The 13,155-nt window shown below is 59.0% G+C and carries 10 protein-coding genes and 1 pseudogene; 1 reads left to right on the top strand and 10 read right to left on the bottom strand.

What is annotated here, in order from left to right:
- Positions 1–61: 61 nt before the first annotated feature.
- The 10 genes and pseudogenes from GV002_RS10020 to tam all read right to left on the bottom strand — a co-directional run bounded on the left by GV002_RS10020 (position 62) and on the right by tam (position 11,776).
- Positions 62–364, bottom strand: a complete 303-nt coding sequence (locus GV002_RS10020; protein WP_160018144.1) for a DUF2388 domain-containing protein — start codon at positions 362–364, stop codon at positions 62–64.
- Between the two features lie 197 nt (positions 365–561).
- Entirely contained in the window at positions 562–1,944 is a 1,383-nt protein-coding gene (locus tag GV002_RS10025) for a sel1 repeat family protein (RefSeq protein ID WP_160018917.1), read from the bottom strand.
- A complete protein-coding gene (locus GV002_RS10030) occupies positions 1,937–3,181 on the bottom strand; it encodes a sel1 repeat family protein (protein ID WP_256667057.1) in 1,245 nt (414 codons plus the stop codon). The genes GV002_RS10025 and GV002_RS10030 overlap by 8 nt, the downstream gene beginning before the upstream one ends.
- A gap of 25 nt (positions 3,182–3,206) precedes the next feature.
- On the bottom strand, positions 3,207–4,487 hold the full coding sequence (locus GV002_RS10035) for a sel1 repeat family protein (protein ID WP_178094640.1): 1,281 nt from the start codon (positions 4,485–4,487) through the stop codon (positions 3,207–3,209).
- Positions 4,487–6,346, bottom strand: a complete 1,860-nt coding sequence (locus GV002_RS10040; RefSeq protein ID WP_160018145.1) for a phospholipase D-like domain-containing protein — start codon at positions 6,344–6,346, stop codon at positions 4,487–4,489. Before GV002_RS10040 ends, GV002_RS10035 begins: the two co-directional genes overlap by 1 nt.
- Positions 6,347–6,391: 45 nt before the next feature.
- Positions 6,392–6,796: a hypothetical protein gene (locus GV002_RS10045; RefSeq protein ID WP_160018146.1), complete on the bottom strand. Its 405-nt coding sequence runs from the start codon at positions 6,794–6,796 to the stop codon at positions 6,392–6,394.
- Positions 6,793–9,873, bottom strand: coding sequence for a type VI secretion system Vgr family protein (locus GV002_RS10050; protein ID WP_160018147.1), 3,081 nt, complete (start codon positions 9,871–9,873; stop codon positions 6,793–6,795). Before GV002_RS10050 ends, GV002_RS10045 begins: the two co-directional genes overlap by 4 nt.
- Positions 9,874–9,876: 3 nt before the next feature.
- Positions 9,877–10,080 (bottom strand): annotated as a pseudogene (locus GV002_RS10055) (hypothetical protein); the annotation flags it as partial.
- A 45-nt stretch (positions 10,081–10,125) separates the two neighbouring features.
- Positions 10,126–10,629 (bottom strand): type VI secretion system contractile sheath small subunit, encoded by a 504-nt coding sequence (tssB, locus tag GV002_RS10060; protein WP_160018149.1) that lies wholly within the window; start codon positions 10,627–10,629, stop codon positions 10,126–10,128.
- A gap of 385 nt (positions 10,630–11,014) precedes the next feature.
- Positions 11,015–11,776 (bottom strand): trans-aconitate 2-methyltransferase, encoded by a 762-nt coding sequence (gene tam / locus GV002_RS10065; protein ID WP_160018150.1) that lies wholly within the window; start codon positions 11,774–11,776, stop codon positions 11,015–11,017.
- 322 nt (positions 11,777–12,098) lie between these two features.
- On the opposite strand from tam, the gene GV002_RS10070 reads away from it, so the two are divergent.
- Positions 12,099–13,106, top strand: a complete 1,008-nt coding sequence (locus GV002_RS10070; protein WP_160018151.1) for a TRAP transporter substrate-binding protein — start codon at positions 12,099–12,101, stop codon at positions 13,104–13,106.
- Positions 13,107–13,155 lie beyond the last annotated feature (49 nt).

Here is a 13,155-nt window from a genome sequence, read left to right on the forward strand (position 1 = left end):
TTAATAGCTGCCAACACAATGAAACCAGCTCATATATTTTTTACCTGAACCTCAGCAGCAATCATTTTTGCCACATCGATATCTTCGCTCCTGACACCATGACTCTCAACACTTTAAAAGCTTGTTCGAGCAGAGCACCGTGAATTCCACCGTCACTGGCAACAAAAGAAAGCGCATCTTCATGAGCCTTGGCAATAACCTTACGATCAAGCGTTGAAATATCGGATGTCTTATCTGACGTCCATTCAACCGACGTCACTGGCGAATACAGAGTTCCAATCACGGTAAGCGTACTCAAACCTTTATTATCCCAATTCCCAGGAGACCCCAGAGCCACACCATTAAAAAACAGAGTTAACCACATTAGTAACGAACACCTAACACCCCTCTGACACACAACAGCGCGCGCATTAAAAAAGTCCACTAACACAGCTAATCTCCTTTTAATCCCTACATCCAAACTCTACATCCCCGCGTGGCCAGGCTCTATATGAAAAGTGCCTGCGCTCGGTGATGCAGCATTAAAAACAGGCTGGAACGCCAGCCCGGTCAAATACTCATTTACAGCACGTAAAGTCGAGCGGCACCCCGACCACTCTTCTCCTGTTTTGGCGGAGCCGCCATCGGCATTGTCTGATCTTCGCCAGAAAACTTTTCGTACGGATCCCAAACATCACCGTAGAAACTCCATTCCACCGGCTCGTTGGTAAGAGTGGTTTTGTCTTTCAACGGCCAGGGGCGAACGAGAAAGCGCTTGACCTCCCAGGTGGGGAAAATCTCGCCTTCCTTGAACTTACGGATGGTTTCGGTTTTGACGATGGTGCGGTCGCTAAGCCAGTGCACCCGCCAGAAACCAGCGCGCGGACAAGGCTGGCCGCTGTGGCAGATCTGGAAGTCGGTGGCGCGAATGAAGGCCTGCGAGCCGGGCAGTGGTTTGCCGGTGGCAGGGTCAAGCCCCTTGGCCTTGGCCAGTTCGTCGATCAGTGCGTCACTGGGTTTGGGCGGCGGAATATTGGCTTCACGCTCCTCCAGCCATTTCAGCTTACCGTCCCATGGCGGGAGCTTGGCTGGAGGGAGCGGAACAATATCGTTGATCTCGGGTACTTTGGGGCTGGCATAGGAGTAGTCCGCCAGAATGCTCCATATTTTCTCATAGCGATCAACTCGCTCTGAATCTTCCTGCAGCCCCAGATAATCCACTTGATTCGCTGGCTTTGGACCACGAAAACTATCACAGAGGCGACCTGCCGCATTTTCATTGCCTGCAGCCACCCCCATCTGAAGAACTCTTACGGCTTCATCGTATTTGTGTTGATCCCGTAGATAGAGCGAAAGTACTACCGCCGCATCACCTTGCCCCTGCTCCGCAGCACAGCGATACATTTGAAGGGCAATTTCCGGTGCTATATTGCTTGGTTCCAATTTATCGCCCACGTAGTACTGAGCGTTGGCGCTGCCTTCATCTGCTGCCTTTCGGAAGTATCGTAAGGCCATCTCCTTATCCTGCTGCAACCCCGCCGAGCCTTGGTTAAGGAAGATGCCGATAAAGTAGTAACCAGTAGCCACCCCGGCATCGATCAACCGCTGGCTATAACGCAGCTGCTCATCGCCACTAAGCGAATAGTGCCCGCGCATATCGCCGTTCTGAAGGTTGATACTGGCCTTGGCATGGCCATTCTCGGCGGCTATGCGGTAAAGCCGCTCGATCTGTGCATCCACCACCTTGTCCTGCTTGAGCTGGTTGTTCTTCTGCAACCAACGGGCGTATTTGAACAGTACATCGCTGTCCGCCGACGGCTCGGGAAACTGTTCATGCTTGCAGGTGAAGGCCAGGTTGGCCTTGATCTGGGAAAGGGAGTCCAGCGGCGCCGAACGGTTAGCAGAGAACCCGCCGCAACCGGCCAGCGTCACACAAAATATCCAGACCAACCCGCGCTTAAGCATCACCGTAGAAACTCCATTCCACCGGCTCGTTGGTGAGAGTGGTTTTGTCCTTCAGCGGCCAGGGCCGAACGAGGAAGCGCTTGACCTCCCAGGCGGGGAAAATCTCGCCTTCCTTGAATTGGCGGATGATTTCGGTTTTGACGATGGTGCGGTCGCTAAGCCAGTGCACCCGCCAGAAACCAGCGCGCGGACAAGGCTGACCGCTGTGGCAGATCTGGTATTCATCAGTACGGATAAAAGCCTGCGAGCCGGGCAGTGGTTTGCCGGTAGCAGGGTCAAGCCCCTTGGCCTTGGCCAGTTGCTCGATCAGCGCCTCACTGGGTTTGGGCGGCGGAATATTGGCTTCACGCTCTTCCAGCCATTTCAGCTTACCGTCCCAGGGAGGCAGCTTGGCTGGAGGCAAGGGGACGATGTCGTTGATCTCGGGTACTTTGGGGTTGGCATAGGAATAGTCGGCAAGAATGCTCCAGATTTTTTCGTAACGGTTGGCGCGTTCGAGATCCTTTTCTTGGCCGAGGTAATAGAACTTATTCGTAGGGCTCGGGCCAAGAAACCCCTTATTCAAGAAGGAAGCCGAACCTTCATCACCCGCCGCAACCCCTAGCTGGTATGCTTCCAGCGCGTCCTGGTAATGTCCATCCTCCGACAGATCAACACCAAGCATTCCAGCAGCTTCACCCTGCCCTTGCTCCGCCGCGCAGCGGCGCATTTGCCGCGCGATGCTCGGGGCTCGATCAATGGGAACTAACAACTCGGCCACATAGGCCTGAGCATTGGCACTACCCTCATCCGCCGCCTTGCGGTAATAACGCAAGGCCAACTCCTGATCTTCCTGTAATCCGGCTGCGCCTTTCTTCAGGTAAATGGCCATGAAGTAGTAACCAGTGGCGACCTTGGCCTCGATCAGGGCCTGGCTGAAGCGCAAACGCTCCTCGGCGGTCAGCTTGTAATGGCCGCGCATGCTGCCGTTCTGCAAATTGATATTGGCCTTGGCGTGGCCATTTTCCGTGGCGATGCGGTAGAGCCGCTCGATCTGTGCATCCACCGTCTTGTCCTGCTTGAGCTGGTTGTTCTTTTGCAACCAACGGGCGTACTTGAACAGCACATCACTATCCGCCGACGGCTCGGGAAACTGTTCATGCTTGCAGGTAAAGGCCAGGTTGGCCTTGATCTGGGAAAGGGAGTCCAGCGGCGCCGAACGGTTAGCAGAGAGCCCGCCGCAACCGGCCAGCGTCACACAATATATCCAGACCAACCCGCGCTTAGGCATCACCGTAGAAACTCCATTCCACCGGCTCGTTGGTAAGAGTGGTTTTGTCCTTCAGCGGCCAGGGGCGGACGATGAAGCGCTTGACCTCCCAGGTGGGGAAAATCTCGCCTTCCTTGAACTTACGGATGATTTCGGTTTTGACGATGGTGCGGTCGCTAAGCCAGTGCACCCGCCAGAAACCAGCGCGCGGACAAGGCTGGCCGCTGTGGCAGATCTGGAAGTCGGTGGCGCGAATAAAGGCTTGGGAACCGGGCAGTGGTTTGCCGGTAGCAGGGTCAAGCCCCCTGGCCTTGGCCAGTTGCTCGATCAGCGCCTCACTGGGTTTGGGTGGGGCAATATTGGCTTCACGCTCCTCCAGCCATTTCAGCTTGCCGTCCCAGGGAGGCAGCTTGGCTGGAGGTAACGGAACAATATCGTTGATCTCGGGGACTTTGGGGCTGGCATAGGAGTAGTCCGCCAGGATGCTCCAGATTTTTTCGTAACGGTCGGCGCGTTCGAGGTCCTTCTTCTGGCCAAGGTAATAGAGTTCATTTGTAGGGCTCGGACCAAGAAAACCCTCGTTCAAGAAAGATGCTGAACTTTCATCGCCCGCAGCAACCCCTAATTGAAAGGCTTCAACTGCTTTTTGATAATGCTTGTCAATTTTGAGATCTACCCCTAAACCATTAGCTGCCTCTCCATTTCCTTGCTCCGCAGCACATCGACGCATTTGTCGGGCAATGTCCGGAGCCCGATCAATCGGCGCCAGCAACTCGGCCACATATCCCTGAGCATTGGCACTGCCTTCATCCGCCGCCTTGCGGTAATAACGCAAGGCCAACTCCTGATCTTCCTGTAATCCGGCTGCGCCTTTCTTCAGGTAAATGGCTATGAAGTAGTAACCAGTGGCGACATTGGCCTCGATCAGGGCCTGGCTGAAGCGCAAACGCTCCTCAGCGGTCAGCTTGTAATGGCCGCGCATGCTGCCGTTCTGCAAATTGATATTGGCCTTGGCATGGCCATTCTCGGCGGCTATGCGGTAGAACCGCTCGATCTGTGCATCTACCGTCTTGTCCTGCTTGAGCTGATTGTTTTTCTGAAGCCAGCGAGCGTACTTGAACAGCACATCGCTGTCCGCAGAGGGCTCTGGGAACTGTTCATACTTGCAGGTAAAGGCCAGGTTGGCCTTGATCTGGGAAAGGGAGTCCACGGAACTGTCCTTCTTTAAATGGGCGATGCCGCCCGTGCCGCAGGCGGTCAAGAGCAGGCTGGTGAGCAGAAGAATGCGGCGCATCAGTCGAGGTCACTCATGCTGGATTTGTCGTAATGGAACTCCACCAGGGAGGCGAAGGGCGGGAGCTGTTTGGACTGCCGTTCTATGTTTTCATTGATGATGTCCTCCCAGGCCTTAAATGCCTTCTTCGGATCATCACTAGCCCCATCCGGTGCCTTCTCCCCCGGCTCCACCTTGCACGCCGTATGTATCTTCCACAGGTCCTGCCTCATCTTGCGCGTCACGGGATGCCACTCGTGGGCGATATTCAGCTCGCTGTCCACGCGCATGCTGCGGGTATTGATGTTGGCCGAGCCATGGGTGGTGTAGACGTCGTTGACGATCATCAGCTTGGAGTGGATGTACACCGGCACCCAGGGCTTGCCTGCCGGTGAATCGGGGGCGACCAGGGAGCAGATATGGACCTTCAGGCCGGGAATAGGCTGCGGGATCAGGACTTCGTCTTCGATGGCTTTGGTTTTCTGATCGAGTTCGCGCTGCCACTCCTCCAGCTCGCGCCGGCCATGTCGGTCGGTGGGGCCATCGGGCTGGGGACGAGCGGGCATGTCTTTCTCCGCCTGCTTGACCCTGCGCTTTTTGGTCACGTTGGGAATCGTGTCTGCACGCCCCAGGCTTTCCAGCATCCGCTGGGTATTCAGCACGCCCATGCCGATGCCGCCATCGGTCACATTGGTGGTGACGAACAGGTGCACCGAACCATGCTTGCCTGGGTTCCGTCCTTCCTCGGTCTGGATCTGGGCGACCTGCTTGATCAGTTCGGCCAGCGGCGGCCAGCGGAAATACTGGTTCTCGATGTAGATGAATTGGGTGGCGTTGTTCGCCGCCTGCAGGTAAGCCTTCTCGATATCGTGCGTGCCAACCTGGGGCTGAGTGCGTAGCAGTTGAGCCAGCAGCTGGGTGCCGCCTTTGCCGCATTGGAGTTGCTTGCCGACCTCCTTGGCCTTGCGCAGGATGAGCAGGTCTTCGCCGGTTTCCTTTTGCCAGGCCAGGGCGAAGTTCTTGTGCAAATACTCCAGGATCGGGCCGGTGACACGGCTGGAAATGTCCTGGCGCGGCAAGGCACCACGCGGGCCACGATCAGGATCATAGGTGCCGGGGCGAGAATTGGGCTGCTTGGGGTCGGGGCGCATGAGCGCCGAGTGGGCGTCGGTATCCCAATACTCGTCGAGCATGTTGTGGCCCATGACGAACCCAACGGCCTGGTCCGGTAGCTCATAGTCGACCAGCACGCTTTTCTGATGGTGACTGGGCGCCGCCATCATTGCGATCCGTGATTTCTTGCTGAGCCCCCTGTCCGGTCCGTTGTCCCTGACATCGTCGCCGATACGTGCTCGCTCTTTTCTGCTGAAACCACGCGTGACGAGCACTGGAACATTCTCATGGACGCGCTGGGCGGCCTTGTCATCGTCCGTACTGAAGGTATCGAACCACCACTCGTCATAGTGATGCTGTTTGTCGGTGGCCGTCTGCCCGGCGCGATGCTTGAGGTTTGGCGACTTGCCCGGCAGGTTCGCCTCCCCTGCCATGCCTGTGCCGTTTAACGGCATTTCCCAAGCCAGCACACGGACCTGCACGCCCTTGCGCGCCTTCTCCTGCAACAGCGCACCGATTGAAAGATGTGCGCCATCACGAATGAAGTACATCGAGGGCTGGAATCCCCAGCAGATGATGTCGATGGATTTCTGCGCAGCGTCGATGGCTTTGTAGACGGCCTTGAAGGCGGCTTCGCCATTGATCAGCGGTTCGTAGCTGGCCATTGCCGGCACATACTCGGCGTCCTGAACCCACCAAGGGGAGGTACAAACACCCTCATTTGTATGCTGCAGGGCGATGGGAACGACGACTTCACACTGGCTCATGGTGTCTCTCCTCGACGTTGAGCATGTACTGCCATAGGCCTGCCATTACGCTCGCCTCCATAGATTCCAGGCTTTGAACATCTCCGAGCCGATGGTCAGTGCCAGCATCAGAAGGCCCGGCAGGTGGCCCGCCAGCAACAAGAGCGGTGACAAGGAGGGAAGAATGAAGAACAGCCGTAGCGGAATCTGCGCCATGCCCAGGTAACGGGTGGGGCGATAGGCCAGAAGAAAGCCCACGGCGGTCATGGCGATGGAGAGTTGCAAAGACCAGGCAACCAGGCCGACGCTCAAGAGTGGCGCGCCCACGTGTTCACCCAGCGCCTGCAAATCGAATAGATCGCTGAGATAGGGTGTGCGGCCGGCTCTCCAACTGTGAAGGCTGTACCAGACAAGCTGGAACAGATCCAACGCGCCCCAGATTCGCAGTGTCTGTTTGCTCGTGAGCGTCATACAGGTGTTCCTTCGAACTCGTAGACGGTATTGGCCGTCACCGGCTGCCAGTGCCAGGACTTGCCGGATACCTGCCAGCTATCAGGCCCCTCCAGAAACGTCTGCTTGATTCGCCTGACTTCGCCGTAACGACGTACGACAGAACGTGTCCTGAGATGCTCTTCCTCCGCCGACAGCGGCACCCATTCCTGGATCAAGGTGCGCTTGGTGTTTTCGTAGTCCTTTCCGTCCGAGCCAAAGAGTCGCCCCTCGTCTCCCAGGGAGAAGAGACGGTTGAGAAACATTTGGCCAGTGTTCTGGATACCGTGATAGTCGGTTTCCTGTGTCAGCCATTTACCCGGCCCATCCTCGCCGGGGCCTGTGCTTGTGCCGTCCGCCTGATCTGCGTTTTCCGCGCCTTTGAATAAGGACGCGTAGAGCTTGCGGATATCGGTATGGGAGGATGGCTGGTTGACCTGCGGGTCTGGCCGGAAGGTGTGGTGGTGCAACCCCTGATTGGCCAAGTGCCCCTGCTCAGGATTGCGGTAGTCGGTGGCAATCGGTATCTGGTAGCTGACGCCGTTGGCCATCACCAGCCGGTAGTTCCGAGTAACCACCTGATGATCGAAGGCCAGGTACCCCGTGTCATCGATCACGCCCTTTTGCAACTCCTGGCCGTCGGCATAGAGCGTGTAGGGCATGCCGGCCCAGACCTGCTGCGGGGAGTTGGGTGTCTGCGGAATGCGCAGGCGCAAGCGCTGCGCGGATTCGAGCTTCGGATAATCGGGATGCGTAGCCGGCATGCTGGCCGGCCCTTGATGATCGAACTGCGCCGACTTGATCAGGTAGTCGCCCTGGGTGCCGGACTCGATACCGTGCTGGTCCATGCTGATGTAGGTGCCAGCGGCGTTGAGGAGGATTTTCTTCTTCGCGGTGATGTGGATTTCATCTTCGCTGCTGACGATGTCCAGCCCCATGCGCGCGAGAATTTCCATGCGGTCGTTCTGCGCCTGAATCTGCACCGCACCCTGGTTGGCGATGAGCTTCATGCCCAGCTTGCGCACGAACAGGCTCAGGCCTTCACCCACACCAATGAACAGGCGCTTGACCACGCTGATGTCAGCTTCGTTGCCGGCGTTGAGCATCAGATTGCGCTCGGCGGCCAGTTGCAGGTGGTGGCCGCTGGTCACGGCAATACCCTGCGGGGCGCTGATCAGTGCTACCGAGGCTTGCAGTTTGTCCAGGCGTTCGCTGAGCAGGGTCAACTGCGCCTGAACATCCGCCGGGTCGGCTTTGGCGGTTTCAGCGTCGGCGGAGAGCTTCTGGATTTCATCGCCGGCCTGCTTGAGCCGAGCGACGGCTTCCTGCATGGCGAGCACCTGGCCGCCCGCGCGGGGCTGTTCGTCGGCGCTGATGAAGATACCCTTGCCGCTGCGGATGGCGCCCCAGCCATCAGTGCGCAGCTCGAAGCCTTCGCCGCGCTTGTGCTTCTTGGCATCCACCAGATGCCCCAGGTTGAGCTGGCTCTTGCCCGAGTACTCGGTGCTGATCTTGATGTGTTCCTGACCGCGCGTGTCGTCCAGGCGAATTTTGTTGTTGGTGGGCGTTCTCAGTACGTTGCGCTTGTGGTTGTGGATGGTGACGTGGTCAGGCTCGAGGTTGGTGTGCAGGGCATGGGCGATGAACGGGCGGTCGGGGTCGCCCTGCTCGAAGGCCACCGCCACTTCGGTGCCGGCCAGCAAGGGCATGTGCAAGCCATAGGTGTCGCCGGCATAGGGGCGCGCCAGGCGCAGCCACATGCTTTCGCGGCCGGCTGGCCAGGTATCCCGGTCGAACAGGAAGTTGACGCGGTAGCGCCCTTCGCCATCGATATGGCTGTAGGGGTCGTTGCGCTGCGGGCTGGTGATGCGCGCGGGCACGGTGCCGGCGATGCGCGGCTTGGTCGGCACCGGCGGGCGGAAGGCGATGTTGCCGTCGGGGATGGCTTCGAAGCGGACGTCGAAGCTGCGATCGCGGGCAGCCGTGCAGTGGGTGCGGACGATCAGGGCGCCTTCGCTGAACGCTGCCGGTGCGCCGCCTGTCACCTTGAGCACCCAGCCGGGGGCCAGGGCGGCGTCGCTGCTGGTGCCGCTCAGGCGGAGCTGGTCATTCAGGTAGCGCTCGTGGGCCAGTTGCGCGTAGAAGATGCCGCTTTCGGCGTGGTCTTCCTCATCGCCACGGGCATGGGGATCGCCGAGGCTCTGGTAGTGCTCGTCGGCGTAGTGGTAGGCCTCGCCGTAGGTGGTGGCGGCGCCACGCGTCAGGTCGGCCTGGCCGTCAAGGTTGGCGCCGGCATCGCGCGAGTAGTAGGCGCGGGTGCTGACCCGTTGCTGGATGACCTGGTGACTGGCTTGCAGGTCCCAGACGGCATCCTGGCCGGTGGCTTGCAGCCCGCTCAGGGGCCGCAGCGGCAGGCTGATATCGCGTTGGTAGTGCATGGGCGAGTCCTTGAACTCGACCACGTCGATTTTCAAGCGCGCGTCCATGCTGAAGCAGAACCAGATGCCGCGCTCCGCACAGAGCCTCTTGATGTAGGCAAGGTCCGACTCGCCGTACTGCAGCAGTTGGTCATGCTGCTTGTACGTTCTGCCGAGGTCGATGAGGAAATCCTGCCCGCGCCATCCATGTCGCCGCAGGATGGTTTCCACCACCTCGGGCACGCTCTGGTTCTGGTAGATGCGGTACTGGCAGGTCTTATCCAGCAGCGACAGGCGCGGCTCCAGCGTGAGCTCGTAACGGGCTTCGTCCCTGGAGGCCGAGAGACGCCGGAATTGTGTGATGACCCCGTGCAAGGTGCGCAGCGGTGCGAGCGCTGGCGGCGTGTAGCCGCGAATGGTCAGCGCTGGTGGCGCTGCGTGCAGACTGAAGCTGGCATCCTTGCCGAGCAGGGTGTCGGCGGCGATGTCGAGACTCGGACTGGTCACCTCGATGGCATAGCAAAAGGTCTCGCTGAGTGCCTCGGTGCCGGAAAACGCGAGCACGTCCAACGGGGCGTTCTGGCCATCCACCGTGAGCGTATGCCGGCTGTGGTCGAAGAAGGTGCGTATCTCGCTGAGCATGGGTCAGACCTCCGCGCGTTCGAGAGCCAGGGGCTCTTCGCTGAATGCCAGGGCGATGCCGTCGTCAGCGCTGTAACCCAGGGTGACGGCGGTGGCTTTGCGCTGGCTGGCTTGGCGCTGCAGCAGTTGCTGGCTCAGCACCGGCAGGATTTGCTGGTTGAGCAGGCTGTCGATATTGCGCGCGCCACTGTCGAGCAGCAGGCAGGCGCGAAAACTCCTTCCGCAGATGCAGACATAAGTCACTCCTTGATATTAATTAGCGGTCTTGGGGGCCAACTGAGCCAGCTCGTTGCGTAACTTGTCGCTCAGGGCGTCGTCCTTGAGGATGCGTTCCAGCTCTCGGCGGAAGGTGGCGTTGTCGAGCAGGTTGGATTTGAGGTCGCGCAGCAGGTTACGCATGGCCAGCATCGCGCGTAGCTCAGGAATCTGGCGAGCCACTTGTTCAGGCTCGAAGTCCTTCATGTTGCGGAAGGTCAGATCGAGAGAGGCGTCAGAGCCATCGTCAACGAGTGTATTGGGCACGGCCAGCTTCACGCTCGGGTGAAATTCGGCCAGTACACTGTTGAAATTATTTTTGTTGATGTCGACTTTACTGCGCTCAGGCAGCGGGCGCTGCTCTCGGCCATTGCTGTAGTCACCCATGACCATCAACTTGAGCGGTAACTCGACCTTCTTTTGCGCTCCACCGGTATGCAGATCAAGTTTGATATTGACCCGCGCCTTTGGAACTTCATTCTGAAAACTATCAGATGCCATCGTGGCCCTGCCTTACAGTTCCCTTGTTAATGCAAGCACGCGCAGCCATCGGCAATCGACGATAGCGATGCGCGCAACGATCTGAACCCCTATCTGATGGCGTTTATAAGCGACAAGCGCTCGGCGATCTATAAGATTTGTCTTAAAATCCGCCGGTTGCAGGAGCCAGGTGCAACACGGTCGTTGAATTGACGCTGGAGCATCTGCTGCATAGCCATGACGTATCTAGGCGACGGCAAAAACTGAGTGCAACACCTGACCTTTCCGGTACCGTGCTGCACCTATGTCTTGTGCCGAACCCAGCATTGAAGAGCGCGCTACCATTCAAATCGATCGCGCCCAGGGCCTCAGCCGCGACAGTCACCTGCCCCGGATTGCATCCGGGCTACCGCCGGGCCACCAGAAACAGCCGTGGAAACGGCAGCAACACCCGGCCATCGGCCTGCGCCGGATAGGCTTCGCTGATCGCCGCCTGATAGCGTTCGAGGAAAGCCGCCTGCTGCTCGGCATCCAGCGGCTGCAGGAACGGCAGCAACGCCGTTGACTTGAACCACTCCACCACCGCCGCGGCATTGTCCAGCACATGGAAGTAGGTGGTACGCCAGATATCCAGTTCGCTGGCCTGGGCGCCAAGGATGTCGTAGTAGGTTTGCGCCCGATGCCGCTCGGCATGACGCACCTCGCCGATTCGCGCAGCCCACGGTCCCTCGGCGGCCACTTCACGGGCCAGGCGATGCGCCGGCTCCTGCAGGTTGTCCGGTGTCTGGATCGCCAGCCAACCACCCGGCGCCAGTTGCGCCAGCAACCTTGGATAGAGCTGCGCGTGATCAGGCAGCCATTGCAGCGAGGCATTGGCCAGGATCAACTGCGGTGCGCTGTCGGCCTGCCAGTGCTGGATATCCGCCAACTGGAAGCTAACCTGCGGCAGCCGCTCACGCGCAGCGCGCAGCATGTCTTCACTGCTGTCGATACCGATCACCCGAGCCTCAGGCGCATGCGCTTGCAGTACCGCAGTGGAATTACCGGGGCCGCAGCCCAGGTCGACGGCCAGCTCGACGTCATCACACGGCACAGCCGCCAGCAGATCATGCACAGGGCGGGTACGCTGGCGTTCGAACAGGGAATACTGCTGGGCGGACCAACTCATCACATCACTCCTCGATTTCAATCGCGGCCCCCAGGATAACAAGCTGACCGAATTCACAAGACCTTCGCTGAAACCGGCAAGTTTCCGCTTTTTCCTGGCGCACAGATGGCGGATATCCGCCATCCAATGTGCGACACGTCACAGCCCTTTTCACACGCCAGGCAGGTTGGCGGAATTTCGCCACACTGGCATAAGCCTTGCGATGGTGAGTCGCCAGCTTCGCTCAAGCCACGATAGCTACCAGGGCCTGAGCGACCGCCAAAGTGACCAACACGATGCAGCCGAAAGGCTCCACAACCTGACAAGAAGAAAAGGAAGCAGTATGTTCAATACCGTTCGCGTCATGGCCGTCTGCGCCATGGTGCTCGCCTCTCTCAGCAGCACTGCCGCGCTGGCCGATGAACCTATCCTGATCAAGTTCTCCCATGTCGTGACCGATGCCACTCCCAAGGGCCAGGGCGCACTGCTGTTCAAGCAACTGGTCGAGGAACGGCTGGCCGGCAAGGTGAAGGTCGAGGTCTACCCGAACTCCAGCCTCTTCGGCGACGCCAATGAGCTGGAAGCCCTGCGCAACAACGATGTTCAGTTGCTGGCGCCGTCTCTGGCGAAGTTCGAGCAGTACACCAAGCAACTGCAGGTGTTCGACCTGCCGTTCCTGTTCGATGACCTGGATGCGGTCAACCGCTTCCAGAAACGCGCCAAGGGCCGCCAGTTGCTGCGCTCGATGGAAGAGCACAACATCGTCGGCCTGGCTTACTGGCACAACGGCATGAAGCAGCTTTCCGCCACTCGCGCGCTGAACATGCCCGGGGATGCCAATGGCCTGAGCTTCCGCATTCAGCCGTCGGCGGTACTGGAGGCACAATTCGGCCAGGTGGGCGCAAATAGTCAGAAACTGCCCTTCTCCGAGGTCTTCAAAGCGCTGCAGAGCGGCCAGGTGCAGGGGGCGGAAAACCCCTGGTCGAACATCTATAGCCAGAAGTTGCATGAAGTACAGCCCTTCATCAGCGAAACCAACCATGGCGTGCTGGACTACATGCTGGTGAGCAATTCGCGCTTCTGGTACGGCATCCCGCATCATATCCGGATGGAGCTGGAAGCCATCATCGATGAGGTCACCTACGCGGTGAACAAACAGGCCGAAGCTGCCAACCAGGCCGACCGCCAGCGCATCGTGGATTCTGGTCGCAGCCAGGTCATCAACCTGACCGCCGAACAGCGCCAGGCCTGGCGTGACGCGATGCGTCCGGTATGGGAACAGTTCCAGGGGCAGATTGGCAGTGACGTGATCAAGGCGGCGCAGACGGTCAATCGCAAGCACCGCGAGTGACTATCAGCCGGCATGGCGAAAAACCGCCATGCCGGCTGATTACTTCCGT

This window comes from Pseudomonas sp. 8O (assembly GCF_902506495.1).
In the GTDB taxonomy this organism is placed as follows: Bacteria; Pseudomonadota; Gammaproteobacteria; order Pseudomonadales; family Pseudomonadaceae; genus Aquipseudomonas; species Aquipseudomonas chaetocerotis.

Excerpts from the sequence above, each read along its gene's own strand:
- GV002_RS10040 (WP_160018145.1), bottom strand. The coding sequence starts at position 6,346 with ATGAGCCAGTGTGAAGTCGTCGTTCCCATCGCCCTGCAGCATACAAAT.
- tam (WP_160018150.1), bottom strand. The coding sequence starts at position 11,776 with ATGAGTTGGTCCGCCCAGCAGTATTCCCTGTTCGAACGCCAGCGTACC.
- GV002_RS10020 (WP_160018144.1), bottom strand. The coding sequence starts at position 364 with ATGTGGTTAACTCTGTTTTTTAATGGTGTGGCTCTGGGGTCTCCTGGG.
- GV002_RS10050 (WP_160018147.1), bottom strand. The coding sequence starts at position 9,873 with ATGCTCAGCGAGATACGCACCTTCTTCGACCACAGCCGGCATACGCTC.
- GV002_RS10035 (WP_178094640.1), bottom strand. The coding sequence starts at position 4,487 with ATGCGCCGCATTCTTCTGCTCACCAGCCTGCTCTTGACCGCCTGCGGC.
- GV002_RS10045 (WP_160018146.1), bottom strand. The coding sequence starts at position 6,796 with ATGACGCTCACGAGCAAACAGACACTGCGAATCTGGGGCGCGTTGGAT.
- tssB (WP_160018149.1), bottom strand. The coding sequence starts at position 10,629 with ATGGCATCTGATAGTTTTCAGAATGAAGTTCCAAAGGCGCGGGTCAAT.
- GV002_RS10025 (WP_160018917.1), bottom strand. The coding sequence starts at position 1,944 with ATGCTTAAGCGCGGGTTGGTCTGGATATTTTGTGTGACGCTGGCCGGT.
- GV002_RS10070 (WP_160018151.1), top strand. The coding sequence starts at position 12,099 with ATGTTCAATACCGTTCGCGTCATGGCCGTCTGCGCCATGGTGCTCGCC.